Origin of the sequence: Streptomyces sp. NPDC046215 (assembly GCF_040646215.1) — a bacterium.
Lineage (GTDB): Bacteria > Actinomycetota > Actinomycetes > Streptomycetales > Streptomycetaceae > Streptomyces > Streptomyces stramineus.
Window position 1 is genome coordinate 1 of sequence record NZ_JBEYZW010000110.1, and the last position, 22,095, is coordinate 22,095.

Annotated in this window: 19 protein-coding genes; 8 read left to right on the forward strand and 11 right to left on the reverse strand. The window is 71.4% G+C overall.

The features are described 5' to 3' along the window. Positions 1 to 152 precede the first annotated feature (152 nt). A complete protein-coding gene (locus ABZ951_RS30365; protein WP_344088815.1) occupies positions 153 to 1,253 on the reverse strand; it encodes a hypothetical protein in 1,101 nt (366 codons plus the stop codon). Positions 1,254 to 1,716: 463 nt separating this feature from the next. Here ABZ951_RS30365 and recO point away from each other — a divergent pair, with 463 nt between their 5' ends. Further along, positions 1,717 to 2,463 carry a DNA repair protein RecO gene (recO, locus tag ABZ951_RS30370; protein ID WP_344088812.1) on the forward strand — a complete coding sequence of 249 codons (747 nt, stop codon included), beginning with the start codon at positions 1,717 to 1,719 and terminating at the stop codon, positions 2,461 to 2,463. 25 nt (positions 2,464 to 2,488) lie between these two features. Next, positions 2,489 to 3,310 (forward strand): isoprenyl transferase, encoded by an 822-nt coding sequence (locus ABZ951_RS30375; protein WP_344088809.1) that lies wholly within the window; start codon positions 2,489 to 2,491, stop codon positions 3,308 to 3,310. A gap of 23 nt (positions 3,311 to 3,333) precedes the next feature. Here the strand turns inward: ABZ951_RS30375 and ABZ951_RS30380 are convergent, their stop codons facing one another. The 4 genes from ABZ951_RS30380 to ABZ951_RS30395 all read right to left on the reverse strand — a co-directional run bounded on the left by ABZ951_RS30380 (position 3,334) and on the right by ABZ951_RS30395 (position 6,581). Further along, entirely contained in the window at positions 3,334 to 3,744 is a 411-nt protein-coding gene (locus tag ABZ951_RS30380; protein ID WP_344088806.1) for a Fur family transcriptional regulator, read from the reverse strand. Positions 3,745 to 3,880: 136 nt separating this feature from the next. After that, positions 3,881 to 4,771 carry a metal ABC transporter permease gene (locus ABZ951_RS30385; RefSeq protein ID WP_344088803.1) on the reverse strand — a complete coding sequence of 297 codons (891 nt, stop codon included), beginning with the start codon at positions 4,769 to 4,771 and terminating at the stop codon, positions 3,881 to 3,883. Then, complete coding sequence (locus ABZ951_RS30390) at positions 4,771 to 5,538, reverse strand: metal ABC transporter ATP-binding protein (RefSeq protein WP_344088800.1); 768 nt, start codon at positions 5,536 to 5,538, stop codon at positions 4,771 to 4,773. The genes ABZ951_RS30385 and ABZ951_RS30390 overlap by 1 nt, the downstream gene beginning before the upstream one ends. A 44-nt stretch (positions 5,539 to 5,582) precedes the next feature. Continuing rightward, the gene (locus ABZ951_RS30395) at positions 5,583 to 6,581 is read right to left on the reverse strand and encodes a metal ABC transporter substrate-binding protein (RefSeq protein WP_344088797.1); all 999 of its coding nucleotides are present in this window, start codon (positions 6,579 to 6,581) and stop codon (positions 5,583 to 5,585) included. A 175-nt stretch (positions 6,582 to 6,756) separates the two neighbouring features. On the opposite strand from ABZ951_RS30395, the gene ABZ951_RS30400 reads away from it, so the two are divergent. Continuing rightward, on the forward strand, positions 6,757 to 8,139 hold the full coding sequence (locus ABZ951_RS30400) for a glycine--tRNA ligase (protein WP_344088794.1): 1,383 nt from the start codon (positions 6,757 to 6,759) through the stop codon (positions 8,137 to 8,139). 64 nt (positions 8,140 to 8,203) lie between these two features. Here ABZ951_RS30400 and ABZ951_RS30405 read toward each other — a convergent pair whose 3' ends face one another. Next, the gene (locus tag ABZ951_RS30405; protein ID WP_344088788.1) at positions 8,204 to 8,818 is read right to left on the reverse strand and encodes a Uma2 family endonuclease; all 615 of its coding nucleotides are present in this window, start codon (positions 8,816 to 8,818) and stop codon (positions 8,204 to 8,206) included. Positions 8,819 to 9,085: 267 nt separating this feature from the next. Between ABZ951_RS30405 and ABZ951_RS30410 the strand changes: the two genes are divergently transcribed. Both ABZ951_RS30410 and ABZ951_RS30415 read left to right on the forward strand, forming a co-directional pair. After that, the gene (locus ABZ951_RS30410; RefSeq protein WP_344088785.1) at positions 9,086 to 10,306 is read left to right on the forward strand and encodes a sensor histidine kinase; all 1,221 of its coding nucleotides are present in this window, start codon (positions 9,086 to 9,088) and stop codon (positions 10,304 to 10,306) included. Continuing rightward, positions 10,294 to 10,938 (forward strand): response regulator transcription factor, encoded by a 645-nt coding sequence (locus tag ABZ951_RS30415; RefSeq protein ID WP_344088782.1) that lies wholly within the window; start codon positions 10,294 to 10,296, stop codon positions 10,936 to 10,938. The genes ABZ951_RS30410 and ABZ951_RS30415 overlap by 13 nt, the downstream gene beginning before the upstream one ends. Before the next feature lie 115 nt (positions 10,939 to 11,053). Here the strand turns inward: ABZ951_RS30415 and ABZ951_RS30420 are convergent, their stop codons facing one another. The 3 genes from ABZ951_RS30420 to ABZ951_RS30430 form a co-directional block, all read right to left on the reverse strand. After that, positions 11,054 to 11,635, reverse strand: a complete 582-nt coding sequence (locus ABZ951_RS30420; RefSeq protein WP_344088779.1) for a TetR family transcriptional regulator — start codon at positions 11,633 to 11,635, stop codon at positions 11,054 to 11,056. Positions 11,636 to 12,108: 473 nt separating this feature from the next. After that, the gene (locus ABZ951_RS30425; protein ID WP_344088775.1) at positions 12,109 to 13,113 is read right to left on the reverse strand and encodes an aldo/keto reductase; all 1,005 of its coding nucleotides are present in this window, start codon (positions 13,111 to 13,113) and stop codon (positions 12,109 to 12,111) included. 187 nt (positions 13,114 to 13,300) lie between these two features. Next, the gene (locus ABZ951_RS30430; protein WP_344088943.1) at positions 13,301 to 14,716 is read right to left on the reverse strand and encodes an MFS transporter; all 1,416 of its coding nucleotides are present in this window, start codon (positions 14,714 to 14,716) and stop codon (positions 13,301 to 13,303) included. 134 nt (positions 14,717 to 14,850) lie between these two features. Between ABZ951_RS30430 and ABZ951_RS30435 the strand changes: the two genes are divergently transcribed. Further along, positions 14,851 to 15,738, forward strand: coding sequence for a helix-turn-helix transcriptional regulator (locus ABZ951_RS30435; protein WP_344088940.1), 888 nt, complete (start codon positions 14,851 to 14,853; stop codon positions 15,736 to 15,738). Positions 15,739 to 15,771: 33 nt separating this feature from the next. Here ABZ951_RS30435 and ABZ951_RS30440 read toward each other — a convergent pair whose 3' ends face one another. Beyond that, positions 15,772 to 16,227: a MarR family transcriptional regulator gene (locus ABZ951_RS30440; RefSeq protein WP_344088772.1), complete on the reverse strand. Its 456-nt coding sequence runs from the start codon at positions 16,225 to 16,227 to the stop codon at positions 15,772 to 15,774. Then, positions 16,224 to 17,636 (reverse strand): MFS transporter, encoded by a 1,413-nt coding sequence (locus ABZ951_RS30445; protein ID WP_344088769.1) that lies wholly within the window; start codon positions 17,634 to 17,636, stop codon positions 16,224 to 16,226. Before ABZ951_RS30445 ends, ABZ951_RS30440 begins: the two co-directional genes overlap by 4 nt. Positions 17,637 to 17,720: 84 nt before the next feature. On the opposite strand from ABZ951_RS30445, the gene dusB reads away from it, so the two are divergent. Both dusB and ppdK read left to right on the forward strand, forming a co-directional pair. Further along, positions 17,721 to 18,881: a tRNA dihydrouridine synthase DusB gene (gene dusB, locus ABZ951_RS30450; RefSeq protein ID WP_344088766.1), complete on the forward strand. Its 1,161-nt coding sequence runs from the start codon at positions 17,721 to 17,723 to the stop codon at positions 18,879 to 18,881. A gap of 381 nt (positions 18,882 to 19,262) precedes the next feature. Beyond that, positions 19,263 to 21,977: a pyruvate, phosphate dikinase gene (gene ppdK, locus ABZ951_RS30455; protein ID WP_344088763.1), complete on the forward strand. Its 2,715-nt coding sequence runs from the start codon at positions 19,263 to 19,265 to the stop codon at positions 21,975 to 21,977. Positions 21,978 to 22,095: the final 118 nt, after the last annotated feature.

Consider the following 22,095-nt stretch of genomic DNA (forward strand, 5'->3'; position numbering starts at 1 on the left):
GCGGGCGCGTCCTCAAGCGCCGGACGGGCTTATGTGGCTGAGCTCAGCCACATCAGCCCGTCCTGGGGCACCTCCTGGGGGCACCCCCAGCGGTAGCTGGGGGAGGTAGCTGGGGGAGCTTGAGGACACCGCCGCGCAGCGGTGGCGCACCCCTACCGCCCCACCCCCGGGCCGGCAGGCCCCAGCGCGCCGAGTATCCACGGCGCGTTCCTCTTGTCGGCGGTGATGAGCACCTGCGCGTCGCCGTCGCGGCACTCCACGACCACTTGGGCCCGCTTCTGCCGCAAGGTCACGCCGGGCCCGCTCCGCCAGGTGCGGACGGCCGCCGGGTCCCGCCAGGAGGGCACGCGGACGCGGTCCGCGACCAGGGTGGCCGGGGCCTGTGTCCGGGCGGCGCGGCCGTCCGGGTCGGGCGTCACCGCGAGCCGGCCGGGGCCCACCACCAGGAAGCCGTCCGCGCCCGGCAGGTACGGGCCCTCGCCGCGCACGGCGAAGCCCTCGAAGCACATCTCCCGCTCGGGCACGAGCGGAGTGATCTCCAGCGTGTCGATGGGCCGCCGCCTGCGCACCCGGATCCACAGCAGGGCCCCGGCCAGCACGGGGACGGCGCAGAACGACGTGAGCACCACGGCCGTCGACGCCGTCTCGGTGACCAGCGGCGCGAGGAAGGCGAGGACCGCGACCAGGGTGCCCGTCACCGTCGGCACGGCGATCTGCCAGGGCCTGAGCGCCGGGTTGTCGGAGGGCCTGCGGGCCCACCACGCCGCGCACACGAACAGCGTCGCGCTCAGGCACAGCAGCGCCATGCCGGTGCCGAACGGGAAGCGGTAGGAGTCCTTGGGCTGGTCGTCGGTGTCCTGCCGCATGCCGTGGAAATCCAGGTAACGGATCTTGCCCCGCCAGGTCGTGGCGGTGACCTTGTTGCCCACGGCGACGGCTCCGTAGACCGAGGCCGGCCCGCTCATGTCCACGCGGTGCACGGTCCCGCCGCGCTCGGTGAGCGTCAGCCAGTAGTGCTTCCCCTCCGTCTCGACCTTCGTCACGGCCGCCTCCAGCGCCCTGCGGCAGTCCGTGGACGGCTCGCCCTCCACGCAGACGGACGACGTCGCCAGCGCGCGCCCGCCGGCGAACTTGCCGGGCACCGTGACGAACAGCAGATAGGCCGCGGCGCACGCGAGGACGAGACCGAGCAGCGCCGCGGAGAGGACCGGCGACAGCACCGGCTTCCGGCGCCGGGAACGGGCCCTGCTCACGAGGTTCTCGCGGACGGAAGGAAGATCGACATGCCGCATATTCTGCCTGCGGTCCGGGGGTGCCCCCGCACGGCGGCTCACCCCGGTCCGGGGCGCCGCGCCCGTACGGGACAATGGATCCATGACTCTGTTCCGCGACGACGGCACCGTGCCGCGCACCCGGGCGGCGGACCGGATCACGCTGCCGGGCGCCCGTGGGGGCCGGTCGTGAGTCTTTTCCGTGACGACGGCGTGGTCCTGCGCACCCGGAAGCTCGGCGAAGCCGACCGCATCATGCTGTTTTCTCCTGGGGGGCGACCCCCGTACCCCCGGCCGGAAACCCGTGGGGGCCGGTCGTGAGTCTTTTCCGTGACGACGGCGTCGTCCTGCGCACCCAGAAGCTCGGCGAAGCCGACCGCATCATGCTGTTTTCTCCCGGGGGGCGACCCCCGTACCCCCGGCCGGAAACCCGTGGGGGCCGGCGGTGAGTCTTTTTCGTGACGACGGCGTCGTCCTGCGCACCCAGAAGCTCGGCGAAGCCGACCGCATCATCACCCTGCTCACCCGGGGGCACGGGCGCGTGCGCGCCGTGGCCCGCGGCGTGCGGAAGACGAAGTCGAAGTTCGGGGCGCGGCTGGAGCCCTTCTCCCATGTGGACGTGCAGTTCTTCGCGCGCGGCAACGAACTCGTCGGCCGCAGCCTGCCGCTGTGCACCCAGAGCGAGACCATCGCTCCGTACGGTGGCGGCATCGCCACCGACTACGCCCGCTACACCGCCGGTACCGCCATGCTGGAGACCGCCGAGCGGTTCACCGACCACGAGGGCGAGCCGGCCGTGCAGCAGTACCTCCTGCTCGTCGGAGGCTTGCGGACGCTCGCCGCGGGGGAGCACGCCCCGCACCTGATCCTCGACGCCTTCCTGCTGCGCTCCCTCGCCGTCAACGGCTACGCGCCCAGCTTCGGGGCGTGCGCCAAGTGCGGCATGCCCGGCCCGAACCGGTTCTTCTCGGTGGCCGCGGGCGGCGTGATCTGCGCGGAGTGCCGGGTCCCGGGAAGCGTCGTACCCTCCTCGGAGTCGATCGAGCTCCTCGGCGCGCTGCTGACGGGGGACTGGGCGACGGCGGACGCGTGCGAGGCGCGGCACGTCCGGGAGGGCAGCGGCCTCGTGGCGGCCTATTTGCACTGGCACCTGGAGCGGGGGCTCCGTTCCCTCCGCTACGTAGAGAAGTAACCGGTATCGAGGAGAAGTGGCACCCATGGCACGACGCGGGATTCTTGGCCGTTCCCGACGCGAGTACCTCACCCCTGAGCCGCATCCGTCCGGGGCCCGGCCGCCGAAGATCCCCGGCGAGCTGGTCCCCCACCACGTCGCGGTCGTCATGGACGGCAACGGCCGCTGGGCGAAGGAGCGCGGCCTGCCGCGCACCGAGGGGCACAAGGTCGGCGAGGGCGTCGTCATGGACGTGCTCAAGGGCTGCCTGGAGCTGGGCGTCAAGAACCTCTCCCTGTACGCCTTCTCGACCGAGAACTGGAAGCGCTCGCCCGAAGAGGTGCGCTTCCTGATGAACTTCAACCGCGACGTCATCCGCCGCCGCCGGGACGAGATGGACGAGCTGGGCATCCGGGTCCGCTGGACCGGCCGGATGCCGAAGCTGTGGAAGTCGGTGGTCGAGGAGCTCCAGGTCGCCCAGGAGCAGACCAAGAACAACGACGCCATGACCATGTACTTCTGTGTGAACTACGGCGGGCGCGCGGAGATCGCGGACGCCGCGGCGGCCATAGGGCGGGACATCGCCGCGGGCCGGCTCGACCCGTCGAAGGTCACCGAGAAGACCTTCGCGAAGTACCTCTACTACCCCGACATGCCGGACGTCGACCTGTTCGTCCGACCGTCCGGCGAGCAGCGCACGTCGAACTACCTGATCTGGCAGAGCGCCTACGCCGAGATGGTCTTCCAGGACGTCCTGTGGCCGGACTTCGACCGCCGTGACCTGTGGCGCGCCTGCCTGGAGTACGCGCAGCGCGACCGCCGCTTCGGCGGCGCGCTGCCCGACGGGGACGAACTCACCAAGAGCTGAGGGACTCCCGCGGCCCCTGCGGGCTACTGCCGCTTGGCGCAGTCCCCGCAGGTGCCGAAGATCTCGATGGTGTGGGCGACGTCCACGAAGCCGTGCTCCGCCGCGATCGAGTCCGCCCACTTCTCCACGGCCGGGCCCTCGACCTCGACGGCCTTGCCGCAGAGCCGGCACACCAGGTGGTGGTGGTGCCCGCTGGAGCAGCGGCGGTAGACCGCCTCCCCCTCGCTGGTGCGCAGCACGTCGACCTCGCCGGCGTCGGCCAGGGACTGCAGGGTGCGGTAGACGGTGGTCAGACCGACCGAGGCACCGCGGTGCCTGAGCATGTCGTGGAGTTCCTGCGCACTGCGGAACTCGTCCACCTCGTCGAGCGCGGCCGACACCGCGGCCCGCTGCTTGGTGGACCGGCCGCGTACCGGGGGACCCGCGGTCACCACAGTTGCCTCCAAAAGCTCGCCTGAACACCCATCCGCACGTGTCGCATCGCCAATTGTGCCAGTACGCACGTCCGGGCAGGCAAGCCCGGACGTGCGGAGCGGGCCGGCGGGCGGCGCGACGGTGCGGTGCGGGGCGTCAGACCCGCACGTCGTCCGGCGTGGTGCGGGCGCCGGGCACGTCCAGCGTGCAGCCCTCGCCGGCCGCCGCCCGCCGGGCGCGCTTCCTCGCCAGGGGAGCCGCCAGCACCGTCAGCGCGACGAACACGCCGATGGCGAGCAGCACGATCGTCGAGCCCGAGGGCACGTCCGCGTAATACGACGTGGCGGTGCCGGACACGGCGACCAGCACGCCGATGGCGATCGCCAGCGAGAACGTCATCGCGAAGCTGCGCGCGATCTGCTGCGAGGCCGCGACGGGGATCACCATCAGGGCGCTGACCAGCAGCAGGCCCACGACGCGCATGGCGACGGTGACGGTGAGCGCGGCGGTGACCGCCAGCAGCAGGTTCAGCAGGCGCACCGGCAGGCCGGTGACGCGGGCGAACTCCTCGTCCTGGCAGACGGCGAAGAGCTGGCGGCGCAGCCCGACGGTGGTCAGGATCACGGCCGCCGCCAGGACGCAGATGGCGACGATGTCCTCCTGCGAGACCGTGGTGATCGAGCCGAAGAGGTACGAGGTGAGGTTGGCGTTGGAGCCGGTGGAGGACAGGCTCGTCAGCATCACGCCGCCGGCCATGCCGCCGTAGAAGAGCATGGCGAGCGCGATGTCGCCGCGCGCCTTGCCGTACGAGCGGATCAGCTCCATGACCACCGCGCCCACGACGCAGACGCCGGTGGCGATCCACACCGGGCTGGCGTTGAGCAGGAAGCCCAGGCCCACGCCGGTCAGCGCGACGTGGCCGATGCCGTCGCCCATCAGGGCCTGGCGGCGCTGGACCAGGAAGGTGCCGATGGCGGGGGCGGTGATGCCGACGAGGAGCGCGGCGAGCAGCGCGCGCTGCATGAAGGCGGGTTCGAGGATGTCCATCAGGTCAGCAACCCCGTTCGAATCGGCTGCGCCGCCGGGCCGGCGTGCGGGTGTACGTGGTCGTGGCCGGGCAGCGCGTGCTGGCCCACGGCCTCGGGCGGCGGGCCGTCGTGGACGACACAGCCGTCGCGGAGCACGACCGCGCGGTCGATGAGCGGCTCCAGCGGGCCCAGCTCGTGCAGGACGACGAGGACGGTGGCACCGCGGGCCACCTGGGCGCGCAGGGCGCCCGCGAGGACCTCCTGGCTGGCCAGGTCGACGCCGGCCATCGGCTCGTCCATGATCAGCAGCTCGGGCTCGCCGGCCAGGGCGCGGGCGATGAGCACCCGCTGGTGCTGGCCGCCGGAGAGCGCGTCCACGGAGTCGCCCAGCCGGTCGGCCATGCCGACGAGGTCCAGGGCCGCCACGACGGCCTCCCGGTCCGCCTTGCGCAGGATGCCGAGCCGGGTGCGGGCCAGCCGCCCGGCCGAGACGACCTCGCGCACGGTGGCGGGCACCCCGCCGGCGGCGGTGGTGCGCTGCGGGACGTACCCCACGCGCGCCCAGTCGCGGAAGCGCCGCCGGGGCGTGCCGAAGAGTTCCAGCTCACCGCCGGTGAGCGGCACCTGGCCGACGACGGCCCGGACGGCCGTGGACTTCCCCGACCCGTTGGCGCCCAGCAGGGCGACGACCTCGCCCCGCCGCACGGTCAGGTCGACGCCGCGCAGCACCGGGCGCGCGCCCAGCGTGGCGGTCGCCCCGCGCAGGGATATGACGGGCTGCTCCATGACTGCCTCCGTCGATCGGCTCACCGGCTTGCCGGCCCGGTCGCTCACTTGGTGCCGAGCGCCTTCTGCAGCGCGGCGAGGTTGGACTCCATGACCTCGAAGTAATCGCGGCCCTTGGACTTGCCGGTGATCCCCTCCAGGGGATCGAGGACGTCGGTCTTCAGCCCGAGGTCGCTGGCCAGGGTCTTCGCCGTGGCGGGGTTGGCGATCGTCTCGAAGAAGACGGTGCTGACGCCGTGGTCCTTGGCGATCTTCTCAAGGTCCTTGCGGCGGGCCGCGCTGGGCTCGGACTCGGGGTCGAGGCCCTTGATCGACTCCTGGTCGAGGCCGTAGCGCTCGGCGAGGTAGCCGAAGGCGGCGTGGGTGGTGATGAAGGTGTCGGACGCGCGGTTCTTCAGCCCGTCCGTGAACTTCTTGTTCAGCCCGTCCAGCTTCTTGACCAGGGCGTCGGTGTTCTTCTCGAAGTCGGCCCGGTGGTCGGGGTCGGCCTTGGCGAGGGTCTTGCCGACGCCCTTGGCGACCTCGGCGTACTTCACGGGGTCGAGCCAGATGTGGGGGTCGGAGCCGGACTCGTTCGAGGAGTGGTTGTGGCCGTCGTCCTCGCCGTGCCCGTGCTCGTCCTTGCCGTGGTCGTGGCCCTCGACCTCGGTGCCGTGCTTCTCCAGCTCGGTGAGGGAGGCCGCGTCGGCGACGTTCTTGTTCCCGGACTGCTCGATCGCCTTGTCGACGGCGGGCTGGACACCCTTGAGGTAGACGATCGCGCCGGCGCCTGCGAGGGAGCCGGTCTGCTTGGCGGTGAGCTCCAGGTCGTGCGGCTCGGTGCCCGGCTTGGTGAGGCCGGTGACGCTGACGTGGTCGCCGCCGATCTCCTTGGCCAGGAACTCCATGGGGTAGAACGACGCGATCACGTTGAGCTTGCCGTCGGCCGTCTTCGCCGACGAGCCGCCGGCGTCGCACGCGGAGAGGGTGAGCAGCCCGAGGGCCGCGGACGCGGCGACGGCGGCGGTGGATATTCGGCGGGAGGGCAGACGGCTTACGTTCATGACAGTCATTTTCAACAAAAGTGGAAACGATTGTCAACAAGAGGTCGTTTTGGGCCCTCCTGGCGGGATGCGGAGGGGGCCGGTCAGGCCAAGGCCAGAGCCGATTTGATGAGAGGGGGTGCGCCGCCGGTAACCTGAAGCATTCGCTGTTCGTCGTCGCAATGAAGAGAGCACCGTGGCCGCCGACAAGATCGACACCATCGTCAGCCTGAGCAAGCGCCGTGGCTTTGTCTATCCGTGCAGTGAGATCTACGGCGGACAGCGTGCCGCCTGGGACTACGGACCCCTCGGCGTGGAGCTCAAGGAGAACATCAAGCGTCAGTGGTGGCGCTCCATGGTCACCTCGCGCGACGACGTGGTCGGTCTCGACTCGTCGGTGATCCTGGCCCGTGAGGTCTGGGAGGCGTCCGGTCACGTCGCCACCTTCTCGGACCCGCTGACCGAGTGCACCTCCTGCCACAAGCGCTACCGCGCGGACCACCTGGAGGAGGCGTACGAGGCGAAGCACAAGAAGCTCCCCGAGAACGGCCTCGCCGACATCAACTGCCCGAACTGCGGCAACAAGGGCGCCTTCACCGAGCCCAAGCAGTTCTCCGGCCTGCTGTCGACCCACCTCGGCCCGACCCAGGACTCCGGCGCGGTGACCTACCTGCGCCCCGAGACCGCGCAGGGCATCTTCACCAACTTCGCCCAGGTCCAGCAGACCTCGCGCAAGAAGCCGCCGTTCGGCATCGCCCAGACCGGCAAGTCCTTCCGCAACGAGATCACGCCGGGCAACTTCATCTTCCGCACCCGCGAGTTCGAGCAGATGGAGATGGAGTTCTTCGTCAAGCCGGGTGAGGACGAGGAGTGGCAGGAGTACTGGATGCAGCAGCGCTGGAGCTGGTACACCGGCCTCGGCATGCGCGAGGAGAACATGCGGTGGTACGAGCACGCCGCCGAGAAGCTCTCCCACTACTCCAAGCGCACCGTTGACATCGAGTACCGCTTCAACTTCGGCGGCTCCGAGTTCTCCGAGCTGGAGGGCGTGGCCAACCGCACCGACTACGACCTCAAGGCGCACTCCGCGGCCTCCGGCCAGGACCTGTCGTACTTCGACCAGGAAGCCGGCGAGCGCTACTTCCCGTACGTCATCGAGCCGGCCGCCGGCCTCAACCGCGCCATGCTGGCCTTCATGCTCGACGCGTACAACGAGGACGAGGCGCCCAACGCCAAGGGCGTCATGGAGAAGCGCGTCGTCATGCGCCTCGACCCGCGCCTCGCGCCGGTGAAGGTCGCCGTGCTGCCGCTGTCCCGCAACCCGCAGCTGTCCCCGAAGGCCAAGGGCCTCGCGGCGGACCTGCGCAAGAACTGGAACATCGAGTTCGACGACGCGGGCGCGATCGGCCGCCGCTACCGCCGCCAGGACGAGATCGGCACCCCGTTCTGCGTCACCGTCGACTTCGACACCCTTGACGACAACGCGGTGACGGTGCGCGAGCGCGACACCATGAAGCAGGAGCGCGTCTCCCTCGACCAGATCGAGGGTTACCTCGGCTCGCGTCTGCTGGGCTGCTGACGCTTCTCGCTGTGCCCGAAGGCCCCGGTTCCCGCTCGGCGGGGGCCGGGGCCTTCGGCTTGGCTCACGCCGTCCAGGCCGCCGTGTCGAGGTCGAAGTCGAAGGGGGCGGGGATGCGGACGCTATCGCCGAACTTGACCTGGGTGTGCGCCTGGTAGCCCTCACCCGGGATCGGGTCGTGGTACACGGTGACCGTGGCCTTCGCCATGTCGACCAGGACGTACACCGGCACCTCGGCCTTGCCGTAGACATCGACCTTGTCGGTGAGATCGACGAACCTCGTCGGGGACGACGTCTGCTCGGCGACGAGGGACAGTGCCGACCCGGGCAGCAGAATGCCGTCGACGCGAGTGGCCGCCTTGTCCGAGACGTGCAGATCCGGACCGTATCCGCGTGCTTGCCGGGGAAACACGAAGAGGTTGGGTGTCGTCCTGGCGCGGTGCCCCTGCGGCACGTGCGGAAGCAATTGGTCATGGAGGGAATCAAGGATGTCGTTGTAGTCACCCTTGGACCACGGCGACATGACGATCTTCCCGCCGATGATCTCCGCGCGATAGCCGTCGGGCATGGCGTCGTTGGCCAGCTCCAGATCGCGGCAGAGCTGCTCGAAGCCGATGCCCGCCCCGTCGTCGTCTACCGGCTGGAGAGCTTCTCGCGGGATGTCCACCATGACTGCCATGATGCGCCTCCTGGCCTGAGTAAGAGTGACGCCACACAACGTAGCGACGCCCCTGGTGGGCGGGCTGCCCGCGACCGCACGTTCGTCCGATCGTGGTACTGGCCGTACGGCGCGGGCGCACATCGCTGCTATCGTCCAGCGCCACGCCCCGCCGCCCCCCTCGCCGTCAGTGGCCCCGCTGTCCGGACCGGGGGTGGCACCAGCTCCACCCCGAAGCGGGCGGTAGCGGCATGGAACACTGCCGACCTGGGCCTTTACCGTTTGAGCATGGTCATCCCCTCCCTGCCGCGGACCGTGCTGCGGCCTTTCGCCGCCGTCCGGCGGACCGGCGCCCACCTGCTCCACGGAGCCCTCGCCCAGTTCCCGGCGTTGCTGATCCTGGCCCTGCCGTGGCTCGTGTATCCCGTGGGGCCGGTGTGGGAGATCCTGCTGGCGCTGGCTGTCTCGCTCGGCGGCATCGTGCTCGTCACACCGCTGCTCACCACCATGCAGCGACACCGCTTCCGGACGCGCCTCGGCATCGACATTCCCCGGCCGGAGCGGCGGCGCGCGGACTACCCCTGGCCGCAGGTGCGCTACCACCTCCTCGCGGGACCGGCCGCCGCCCTCGGCGGAGTGCTCGCCCTTCTCCTGGGACTGGTAGGGGCGGTGTGCGCCACCATCTACGTGTGGGTCTGGGCGCTGCCGGTCCACTGGCGGGTCAGCCAGGCCGGGTACACCACCGAGGCCGCTTACCTGACCGTTCTCGGCCTGGCGATGCTCTACGGGTCGGCGCGGACCTCCCGCACTCTGATGCGGCTGGACATCCGCAACGCCACCGCCCTCCTCGGCCCCAGCCGCGAGGAGCGGCTCCGGATGCGCGTCGCCGAGGTCACCGAGAGCCGCGCCGGGGTCGTGGACGCCGCCGACGCCGAACGGCGCCGCATCGAGCGCGACCTCCACGACGGGGCGCAGCAGCGGCTCGTGTCCATGGCGGTGAACCTCGGCCTCGCCAAGGCCACGATGAAGGACCTCCCCGAGGACGCGCGCAAGGTCATCGACGAGGCGCACCGCGAGGCGAAGGAGGCCATATCCGAGCTCAGCGACCTCGTACGGGGCCTCCACCCGGCCGTCCTGGAGGACCGTGGCCTCGACGCCGCCCTGTCCGGCATCGCCGCCCGGGCGCCGCTGCCCGTCCGCCTCGGCGTCGAGCTGACGACCCGCCCCGCCCCGACCGTGGAAGCCGTCGCCTACTTCGTGGTCTCCGAAGCCCTCGCCAATGTCGTCAAGCACGCCCGGGCGACCCGGGCGGACGTCCGCGTCGAACAGGTCGGGGAGATACTTCTTGTCGTCGTCTCCGACGACGGCGTGGGCGGTGCCGACCCCTCGGGCGGCACCGGGCTGACGGGCCTGGCCCGCCGCGTCGCCTCGGTCGACGGCACCTTCTCGATCAGCAGCCCGCCCCAGGGCCCGACCGTTGTGACTGTGGAGCTGCCGTGCGCGCTGTGATCGCCGAGGATTCCGTCCTGCTCAGGATCGGCCTGGTGAAGGTCCTGGAGACGGCCGGATTCGAGGTGGTCGCGGAAGCCGGCGACGCGGAGGCCCTGTTGGCGGCGGTGGAGCAGCACCGGCCCGACCTCGCCGTCCTCGACGTCCGCATGCCGCCCGGCTTCACCGACGAGGGCGTCCGGGCCGCGCTCGTCATCCGCCGGCAGTGGCCGGACACGGCGGTGCTGCTGCTCTCGCAGTACGTCGAGGAGCGGTATGCGGCTGAACTGCTGTCCGGCCATACGAGCGGGGTGGGCTACCTGCTCAAGGAACGGGTCGCCGACGTCGAGGAGTTCATCGCCGCCCTTCACCGGGTGGCGGGCGGCGGCACGGCCCTCGATCCGCAGGTGGTCTCCCAGCTGCTGCTGCGCCGGCACCGGGATCCGCTGGAGCGGCTGACCCGGCGTGAGCGGGAGGTGCTGGAACTGATGGCCGGGGGGCGCTCGAACGCGGGGATCGCGGGGGAGCTGGTGGTGAGCGAGAGTGCTGTCGCCAAGCACATCAACAACATTCTGGCGAAGCTGGATCTGCCGAGGGCTGATGGGGATCATCGGCGGGTGCTGGCGGTGCTGCGGTTCTTGGGGGTGGGGTGAGGGCCCTCAATCGCCGGACGGGCTTCTTTGTCCCCAAGCTCCCCCAGCTAACGCTGGGAGGTGCCCCCGGGCGGGCTGGAGTTTGCGTCCGGTCGTGTTGAGTCTGCGGGGAGTCTCAGGGGCGTAGCCCCCGCGTCACCAGCTCGCACACCGCCTCGAACGCCTCGTCGATGCCGGGGCGGGACCACTCCGCCGCGTAGGCGGGGTCGTGGAAGCGGTTCGTCGCGTCCCAGACGGCCCGGGCCGTGGCCGTCGCGTTCGCTGACGTCAGGTCACCGGACGCGACGCCGCTCTCGATGATCCGCGCGAGCTGACCGATCATCGTCTCGACGTGCTGTTCGACGACGCCGCTGTTCTCCCCGACGAGGACCATGTACGTCGCGAACAGCTCGGGGTCGTCGCCCGCCTTGTGCCGCTTCGCGGCGAACAGGGCGGTCAGCCACTCCTTCAGCCGGGGCAGGGCCGGGCCGTCCCCGTCGGCGACGGCCGACAGCTCGGTGTGGGACCGGTCGAGCCAGCGCTGCGTCACCGCTTCGCGCAGGGCCGCCTTGCTGCCGAAGTGCCGGTAGACGCTGCCGTGGCTGACGCCCAGGGCCCGTGCCACGTCGACGACCGTGGCCTTGGCCGGGCCGTAGCGGCGCAGCACGTCCTCGGTCGCTTCGAGAATGCGGGCGGGGGTCAGGGTCTCGGGCGGCATCGGGGGCTGAGCCTTTCGGTTCGGGAGGGGACAGCGGCAGCGCCCCGGTAAAGGACCGTACCCCCACCCGCGAGGGCGGGCGGCCTCCGCCCTGGGCCGACCTCTTCGCTGTCCGCCGACCTGCGCCTGACACCCGGTCTGTCACCCTCGTCTCCGCCGCGACGGCGAGCACCTCCATGGGCCTGTCCGGCGGTGCCGGACCGTGCCGGACCCGGCGGTGCCGGACCCGCAGGGTCACGCGGACTCGGAGTCGGTCCGCCACCCCTTTCTCCGCCGCGACGGCGAGCGCCCCCTGTCGGCCTGTCCGGCGGTGCCGGACCGGCGGTGCCGGACCGGCGGTGCCGGGAGGACGAGACCACCTGCGCCTGACACCCGGTCCGTCACCCTCGTCTCCGCCGCGACAGCGAGCACCTCCATGGGCCTGTCCGGCCGTGCCGAACCGTGCCAACCCGGTCGGGCCCCCGCCCGGAGGGCTACCGCTCGCTGTCGAGGTGCGCCATCTGGTCCGTCGGGTAGCGGTCTCCCGCTGCCGCGCCCGGCGGGATCGCCGCTTCTATCGCGGCCAGGTCCGCCGGCTCCAGCGTCACCTCCAGCGCGCCCAGCGCCTCCGTGAGGCGGTCACGGCGGCGGGCGCCGATCAGGGGGACGATGTCCTCGCCGCGGGAGAGGACCCAGGCGATCGCCGTCTGGGCGACGGTCACGCCCTTGGCCTCCGCGACGGCCCGGAGCGCGTCGACGAGGTCGAGGTTGCGGTTCAGGTTGTCGCCGCTGAAGCGGGGGCTCATGCCGCGGAAGTCGTTCGCCGCGAGCTTGCGGTCCCGGCTCCAGTGGCCGCTGATGAGGCCGCGGGAGAGGACCCCGTACGCGGTGACGCCGATGCCCAGTTCCCGGACGGTGGGCAGGATGTCCGCCTCGATGCCGCGGGAGATCAGGGAGTACTCGATCTGCAGGTCGGCGATGGGGGTGACGGCGGCCGCCCGGCGGATGGTCTCGGCGTTCACCTCGGAGAGGCCGACGTGCCGGACGTGCCCGGCCTTCACCAGCTCGGCGATGGCACCGACCGTCTCCTCGACGGGGACCTTCGGGTCGAGACGCGCGAGACGGTAGATGTCGATGTGGTCGGTGCCCAGGCGCTGGAGCGAGTACGCGGCGAAGTTCTTGACCGCCTCCGGGCTGCCGTCGACACCGGTGAAGCCGCCCTCGACCGTGCGCAGGGCGCCGAACTTCACGCTGGTCAGCGCCCGCTCGCGGGCGGCCGCCGGGGCGGTGCGCAGCGCTTCATTGATGAGCAGTTCATTGTGGCCCATGCCGTAGAAGTCGCCGGTGTCGATCAGGGTGACGCCGGCGTCGAGGGCGGCGTGGAGGGTGGCGATGGACTCGGCGCGGTCGGCGTCGCCGTAGAGGGCGGACATGCCCATCGCGCCGAGGCCGAGGGCGGATACCCGGGGACCGGTCGTGCCGAGGGTGCGGTGCTGCACGGGGACTCCTTCGCGAGGACGTGGGGGTGGCGCGCCCTCCCGTCGAACGGCCGGAGCCGAAGAAGGGCACACCGGAAGAGTGACACATGGAATGACAGATTTCAATATCTGTCATTCCATGCACCGTTTCACTTCCCGTCACCCTCCGTGACGGCTCGCGCCCGCCCCCGTCCCGCGAGCGGCGATTTCAAGCCATCGTGCGCGGCAGCCGCAGGCTCAGCCCGACCGTCACGAACACCGCCACCAACTGCACCCCCAAGGTCGCCACCAGCGCGTCCCGCATCCCCATCGACGGCGTCAGGCTCAGGAACAGCGACCCGAGCGTGGCCACACCCAGCGCCATGAAGGACTGCTGCGTCGTGACCATCACCCCGCCGCCCACCCCCGCCTGCGCCACCGGCACCTCGCTCAGCACGACCCGCAGCGTCAGCGGCAGCAGCAGCCCCTGCCCCAGCCCCTGCACGGCCAGCGCCGGACCCGGGCCCATCGCGCCCAGCCCGTCCCAGCCCCAGAAGAACGTGGCCGCCAGCCCCAGCAGCCCGGCCGCCTGAAGCAGCGTCCCGGCCGTCACCATGCGGCGGCCGTACCGCGCCGCGAGCCGCGGGCCCAGCAGCGAGCCGGCCAGGAACGCCACGCACATCGGCACCAGGGCCAGCCCCGCAGCCATCGGCCCCAGCCGCAGTCCCTCCTGAAGGGCCACCGCCACGACGAACATGTAGCCGCCCCAGCCGATGGAGAACGGCACGAGCAGCGCCAGCCCGCTGCGCACCGAGTGGATCCGCAGCAGCGACGGCGGCACCAGCGGCGTCCGCCCGGCCCGCTCCTCCGCCCGCTCCACCAGGACGAACCCGCCCGCCGCGAACGGGAACACCGCCAGCAGCACCCACGACCACACCGGCCACCCCGCCGCCCGGCCCTCCGTCAGCGGCAACAGCAGCGAGACCAGCGCCAGCGACAGCAGCGCCGTGCCGCGCCCGTCGATGCCCGTCGGGCGCTCCGAGCGCGTCTCGGGCACCGTGCGCACCGCCAGCAGCAGCGCGACGGCCGCGACCGGGGCGTTGACCAGGAAGATCGACCGCCAGCCGGTGCCGAGGAGGTCGACGGAGACCAGCACCCCGCCCAGCACCTGACCGACCGCGCTGGCCACCCCGGCCGTGCCGCTGTACAGGCTGAGCGCCCGGGTCCGGCGCTCCCCGTGGGTCGTGGCCTGGATGGTCGCCAGCACCTGCGGCATCATCAGCGCCGCCGCCGCGCCCTGCGCGACCCGGGCCGCCACCAGCGTCCAGGCGTCGGGGGCGAGGCCGCAGGCCACCGACGTCAGCCCGAAGGCGGCCGTGCCCCACAGGAAGAGCCGCCGCCGGCCCACCATGTCGCCGAGGCGGCCGCACAGGACGAGGAGCACGGCGTACGCGATGCCGTAGCCGCCGACGACCATCTCCAGCAGCGCCGGGCCCGCGTGGAGGTCGTGGTCGATGGTGGGGAGGGCGACGTTGACGATGAAGAAGTCCAGCAGCGGGAGCGCGGCGCCGATCAGCACCGTGAGCAGTCCCAGGGGACGCAGGCCGGGGGTCGGGTCGGTGGCGGCAACGGCCGCCGGGGTCACGGGGGTTATTCGGGTATCGCTCACACCGATGACGATGCCCGGCCGCGGAGACGGGTACCAGAGGGTCCTTATCCTGGTACAGGCACTACCTGGAAGCCTGCCGTCCCACCCCGCACTCTGGAGACATGAGCACGATGCTGCAGGAGAAGTCGCCGTCCCGCGCCGCCGTCCCGGTCCCCTCGGCCGGCGAGCTGCGGCGCGGTGAGCTGGCCGCGTTCCTGCGCAGCCGGCGGGAGCGGGTCTCGCCCGAGCAGGCGGGCCTGCCGCGCGGGCCCCGGCGGCGCACCCCGGGGCTGCGCCGCGAGGAGGTCGCCCACCTCGCCGCCGTGGGCGTCACCTGGTACACGTGGCTGGAGCAGGCGCGGGACATCAAGGTCTCCGCGCAGGTACTGGACGCCGTCGCCCGGGCGCTGATGCTCGACGGCGGCGAGCGCAGCCACCTCTTCGCCCTGGCCGACACGGTCGACCCGATGCCGGACACCCACTGCTCCAGCGTCTCCCCGGACCTGCGGATGATGCTGAAGGGCCTGGAGCCCTTCCCCGCCGTGGTCCAGAACGCCCGGTACGACATCCTCGCGTACAACCACGCCTACGCCCAGCTGATGTGCGACCTCGACGCGCTGCCGCGCGAGGAGCACAACTGCATGTGGCTCACGTTCACCAACGCCGACATCCGGGCGACCTTCGTCGACCGGGAAGAGACGAACCGGGCGATGGCCGCGAAGTTCCGCGCCTCGATGGCCGAGCACATCGCCGAACCCGCCTGGAAGTGCCTGCTCAAGCGGCTCCTCGACGCCTCGCCGGAGTTCCGGGCGCTGTGGGCGCGGCACGAGGTCGCCCCGCCCACCGCGTACCGGACCCGGCGCTTCTGGCACCCGGAGGCCGGGCTGCTGCGGCTGAACCACACCAGCCTGTGGACGGGCCCGCACCCCGGGGCCCGGCTGCTGACCTTCACCCCCGCCGACGAGGAGACCCGGGCGGGCCTCGAACTGCTGAACGCCCTGAACCGCCCGTCCGCCTGAGGACGTCAGTCTGAGGACGTCGGTCTGAGGGCGTCAGTCCGGGGGCGTCCCGTCCGGCTCCCGGGGCGCCGCGAGCCGCGCCGTGATGCGGTCCAGCGCCGCCAGGTCCTCCGGCGGCAGGGCGAGCAGCGCGGGCGGGGGAGTGCCGAGGATGCGCTCGGCCCGCTCGGCGGCCGCGCGGCCCGCCGGCGTCACCGTGACGATCTTCGAGCGGCGGTCGGCCGGGTTGGCGCTCCGCTCGACGAGCCCGCGCCCGGCCAGGTCGTCCACGACGAGCGTGGTGTACGGCCGGTCGGTCAGCAGCAGCTCGGCCAGCTCCCGCAGGGTGAGCGGGCCCCTGGCGATCCGCCGCAGCGCCTTCACCCGGAAGAAGCTCATGCCGAGCGCCTCGACGACCTCCTTGCGGCGCTCGTTGCCCCCCAGGACGATCTCCCGCAGGTGGCCCCAGGCGCGCCGCGCGGCCGCGTCGGCGTTCTCGTGCGTGGTCATGGCGTGGTCACCGGGATCCTGGTCTGGTCGGGGGCGAGGCGGGCCGCGGCCCGCTCGGCGGTGCCGGCGGCCCAGCGGCCGGTGGTGATGGTACCCAGCAGCAGGACGGCCGCCCCGCATCCCGTGACGATCCACCAGCCGGTGAGCTGGAGCCCGGCGGCGACCGCCGCGCCGACCACGGCGACCCCCAGGGAGCTGCCGACCTGCCGGCTGGTGGAGGCCACGGCCGCGGCCACCCCGGCCCGGGAGCGCGGCATGCCGGAGACGGCCGTGTTGGTGATCGGCGCGTTCACCAGCCCGAAGCCGATGCCGAACAGGACGTAGGCGGTGAACAGCCAGGTGTCGGAGGAGTTGGCGTCAAAGGCCGCGAACAGCACGCCACTGGCCGTCATCGCCGTGCCGGCCAGGAGCAGCGGCAGCCGGGGGCCCCGGGTGCCGACGAGCCGGCCCGACAGGGGGGCGAAGACCATGCACATCACGGCCATGGGCAGGGTGTACAGCCCGGCGTGGAAGGCCGAGAGGTGCCGCTCGTTCTGCAGGTGCAGGGTGTTGAGGAAGAGGAACCCGCCGAGCGCGGCGAAGCTGCACACCGCGATGACGGTGGCACCGCTGAAGGGGGCGCTGCGGAAGAGGCTCAGTTCCAGCAGGGGCTCCGTGCGCCGCTTCTCGTACGTCAGCAGGCCGGCGAGCGAGCCGAGGGCGAGGGCCGCGCAGCCGAGGATCAGGGGCGAGGTCCAGCCCGCGGCGGGGCCCTCGATGATCCCGTACGTCACCGATCCGAGCAGCGCGATGACCAGCAGCTGGCCGACCGGGTCGGGCCGGCGGGCCTTGGGCGCGCGGGACTCGGGCACGTAGCGGATCGTCATGGCCAGGGCGAGCAGTCCGATCGGCAGGTTGATCCAGAAGATGGAGCGCCAGCCGACCGACTCCACGAGCGCGCCGCCGACGAGGGGGCCCGCGGCCATGCTGATGCCGACGACACCGCCCCACACGCCGATCGCGCGGGCGCGCTCCCGGGGCTCGGTGAAGGTGTTGGTGATGATCGACATGGCGACGGGGTTGAGCATCGACCCGCCGACGGCCTGCACCATGCGGAAGACGACCAGCCAGCCCAGCCCCGGTGCCAGCGAGCAGAGCACCGACCCGGCGGTGAAGAGGACCAGCCCGATCCGGAAGACGCGTTTGCGGCCCATGCGGTCGGCGGTCGACCCGGCGAGCATCAGCAGCGAGGCGAGGACGAGCGTGTAGGCGTCGATCGTCCACTGCAGACCGGAGACGGAGGCGTCCATCTCCCGCTGCATCGACGGCAGCGCGACGTTGAGGATCGTGTTGTCGAGGCTGACGAGCAGGAGGCTCGTACAGCAGATCGCCAGGACCAGCAGACGCCGGCGGCGGGAGAGCTCTGGCATACGACACCCCGAGGTAGTTGTACGACTCTAATGATTTAAACAGTACAACTAAACCGCTCCGGCGGGTACGGGACAATGGGGGGCATGACGATTGACGCCGGCTCGCCCTTCACGCCGCTTTCCGTGGGCCCGCACACCGTGTGGCCGCCGGTGGTGCTCGCCCCGATGGCCGGGATCACGAACGCGCCCTTCCGCACGCTCTGCCGGGAGTTCTCCGGCGGCAAGGGGCTGTTCGTCAGCGAGATGATCACCACTCGGGCGCTCGTCGAGCGGGACGCCAAGACGATGCGGCTGATCCACTTCGACGGGACCGAGAAGCCGCGCTCGATCCAGCTCTACGGGGTCGACCCGGTGACCGTCGGCAAGGCCGTCCGCATGATCGTGGACGAGGACCTGGCCGACCACATCGACCTGAACTTCGGCTGCCCGGTGCCCAAGGTCACCCGCAAGGGCGGCGGCTCCGCCCTGCCGTACAAGCGCAACCTGCTGCGCTCGATCCTGCGTGAGGCGGTCGGCAACGCGGGCTCCCTGCCGGTCACGATGAAGATGCGCAAGGGCATCGACGACGACCACATGACCTACCTCGACGCCGGGCGGATCGCCGTCGAGGAGGGCGTCACCGCCATCGCGCTGCACGGCCGCACGGCCGCCCAGCACTACAGCGGCACGGCCGACTGGGACGCCATCGCGCGCCTGAAGGAGGCCGTCCCGGAGATACCGGTGCTCGGCAACGGCGACATCTGGTCGGCCGCCGACGCCGTGCGCATGATGCGTGAGACCGGCTGCGACGGCGTCGTCGTCGGGCGCGGCTGCCTGGGGCGGCCGTGGCTGTTCGGCGACCTGGTGGCGGCCTTCGAAGGAGGGGCGGGGGGCGGCGAGCCCGCGGCACCGGCCTTCAAGGAGGTGGCCCGCGTGATGCTGCGCCACGCGGAGCTGCTGGGGCAGTGGCTGGAGAGCGAGGAGCGCGGGGTCATCGACTTCCGCAAGCACGTCGCCTGGTACACCAAGGGCTTCTCGGTCGGCTCCGAGCTGCGGAAGAAGCTGGCAATCAGCTCGTCCCTGGACGAAATGGGCGCTCTTCTGAGCGAGGTCGACCAGGACCAGCCCTGGCCCCTCGGCGCGGACGGGCCCCGCGGGCGGACCTCCGGGCGTGACCGCGTGGTCCTGCCGGAGGGCTGGCTGGACGATCCGTACGACTGCGCGGCCGTTGGCGCCGACGCCGAACTTGACACTTCCGGCGGCTGAGAAGGGCGTGATTCTCGCCACCCCTGATCGGGGGTGTGCTCAGATGAGCGCTTGAAAGTGGGTTGCACTTCCTGAGGGGTGGCACTTAGTGCCACCCCTCTTGGTTTCACTTCTTGGGGACGAACCGCCCGAATGTTCAGCGCTCCGTGATGGCGCCGCTGCGGTTTGTCATCCTTGCTTCAAGTGTTGAAGAAGGGGCTTCAACCCCCTTTGCCGGAGCGTGACTTTCGATCTGCTGGCAGACGGGTGGTTACAGCCGTATGACCGTGGAGTGGACCTCCTCAGAAGCCTTCGATCTGGGTACGCTCCCCGCGTTCAGCCCGTTTGAGCAGGCCCTCCCCCAACTGAGTACGGGGGGACCCCAGTGAGGAGTCGAGTCCCGTGCCGGAAACCCAAGATCGTCAGAAGTTCGTCTACGACTTCACCGAGGGCAACAAGGAGCTCAAGGACCTGCTCGGCGGGAAGGGTGCCAACCTCGCCGAGATGACCAACCTGGGTCTCCCGGTGCCGCCCGGCTTCACCATCACCACCGAGGCGTGCCAGGTCTACCTCGCCAGCGGCCACGAGCCCGCCGCCCTGCGCGACGAGGTCAGCGCCCACCTGGACGCCCTCGAGACGCGCATGGGCAAGAAGCTCGGCCAGGCCGACGACCCGCTGCTGGTCTCCGTCCGCTCGGGCGCCAAGTTCTCCATGCCCGGCATGATGGACACCGTCCTCAACATCGGCCTCTCGGACGAGTCCGTGGCCGGGCTCGCCGCCCAGGCCGGCGACGAGCGCTTCGCGTGGGACTCCTACCGCCGCCTCATCCAGATGTTCGGCAAGACCGTGCTGGGCGTCGAGGGCGACCTCTTCGAGGAGGCCCTGGAGGAGACCAAGCGCGCCAAGGGCGTCACCACCGACATCGACCTCGACGCCGGTGACCTCCGGCGGCTCGTCGAGGAGTTCAAGGGCATCGTCTCCAAGGAGACCGGCCGGGACTTCCCGCAGGAGCCGCGCGAGCAGATGGACCTGGCCATAAGGGCGGTCTTCGACTCGTGGAACACCGACCGCGCCAAGCTCTACCGCCGCCAGGAGCGCATCCCCGGCGACCTCGGCACGGCCGTCAACGTCTGCTCCATGGTCTTCGGCAACCTCGGCCCCGACTCCGGCACCGGCGTCGCCTTCACCCGCGACCCGGCCAGCGGCCACCAGGGCGTCTACGGCGACTACCTGCAGAACGCCCAGGGCGAGGACGTCGTCGCCGGCATCCGCAACACCGTGCCGCTCGCCGACCTGGAGCGGATCGACAAGAGCTCGTACGACCAGCTGATGCAGATCATGGAGACGCTGGAGACGCACTACAAGGACCTGTGCGACATCGAGTTCACCATCGAGCGCGGGCAGCTGTGGATGCTCCAGACCCGCGTCGGCAAGCGCACCGCGGGCGCGGCGTTCCGCATCGCCACCCAACTGGTGGACCAGGGCCTGATCGACGAGGCCGAGGCGCTCCAGCGCGTCACCGGCGCGCAGCTCGCGCAGCTGATGTTCCCGCGCTTCGACGAGCAGGCCAAAGCCGACCTGCTGGGCCGGGGCATCGCCGCCTCGCCGGGCGCGGCCGTCGGCAAGGCCGTCTTCGACTCCTACACCGCCGTGAAGTGGTCGCGCTCGGGCGAGAAGGTCATCCTCATCCGCCGGGAGACCAACCCCGACGACCTCAACGGCATGATCGCCGCCGAGGGCATCCTCACCTCGCGCGGCGGCAAGACCTCGCACGCGGCCGTCGTCGCCCGCGGCATGGGCAAGACCTGTGTCTGCGGCGCGGAGGAGCTGGAGGTCGACACCAAGCGGCGCCGGATGACGGCCCCGGGCGGCATCGTCGTCGAGGAGGGCGACATCGTCTCCATCGACGGCTCCACCGGCAAGGTCTACCTCGGTGAGGTCCCCGTCGTGCCGTCCCCCGTCGTGGAGTACTTCGAGGGCCGCATGCACGCGGGCGCCGACGACGCCGACGAGCTCGTCCAGGCCGTGCACCGCATGATGGCCTACGCGGACCGCACGCGCCGGCTGCGCGTACGGGCCAACGCCGACAACGCCGAGGACGCCTCCCGCGCCCGCCGCTTCGGCGCCCAGGGCATCGGCCTGTGCCGCACCGAGCACATGTTCCTCGGCGAGCGGCGCGAGATGGTCGAGCGGCTCATCCTCGCCGACACCGACGAGGAGCGCGAGGGCGCGCTCCAGGCGCTGCTGCCGCTCCAGAAGGCCGACTTCGTGGAGCTGTTCGAGGCCATGGACGGCCTGCCGGTGACGGTGCGCCTGCTGGACCCGCCGCTGCACGAGTTCCTCCCCGACATCACCGAGCTGTCGGTCCGCGTCGCGCTCGCCGAGGCCCGCGAGGACGCCAACGAGAACGACCTGCGCCTGCTGCAGGCCGTCCACAAGCTGCACGAGCAGAACCCGATGCTGGGCCTGCGCGGCGTCCGCCTCGGTCTCGTCATCCCCGGCCTGTTCGCCATGCAGGTACGGGCCATCGCCGAGGCCGCGGCCGCGCGCAAGAACGCCAAGGGCGACCCGCGCGCGGAGATCATGATCCCGCTGGTGGGCACCGTCCAGGAGCTGGAGATCGTCCGCGAGGAGGCCGAGCGGGTCATCGCCGAGGTCGAGGCGGCCACCGGCACCGACCTGCGGCTCACCCTCGGCACGATGATCGAGCTGCCCCGGGCCGCGCTGACGGCCGGGCAGATCGCCGAGGCCGCGGAGTTCTTCTCCTTCGGCACCAACGACCTGACGCAGACGGTGTGGGGCTTCTCCCGCGACGACGTGGAGGCCAGCTTCTTCACCGCGTACCTGGAGAAGGGCATCTTCGGCGTCAGCCCGTTCGAGACGATCGACAGGGACGGCGTGGGCAAGCTCGTCCGCGAGGCCGCCCAGGCCGGCCGGGCCACCCGCCCCGACCTCAAGCTGGGCGTGTGCGGCGAGCACGGCGGCGACCCGGAGTCGGTGCACTTCTTCCACGAGGTGGGCCTGGACTACGTCTCCTGCTCGCCGTTCCGCATCCCGGTGGCACGCCTGGAGGCGGGCCGGGCCGCCGCGATCGGTGGGGGCTCGGACAGCCGCTGAGGCACCCCGGGGCTCCGCCCCGGACCCCGGTCCTCAATCGCCGGACGGGCTGGTTTTCCAGCCCGTCCGGGGGCACCTCCTGGGGGCACCCCCAGCGGTAGCTGGGGGAGGTAGCCGG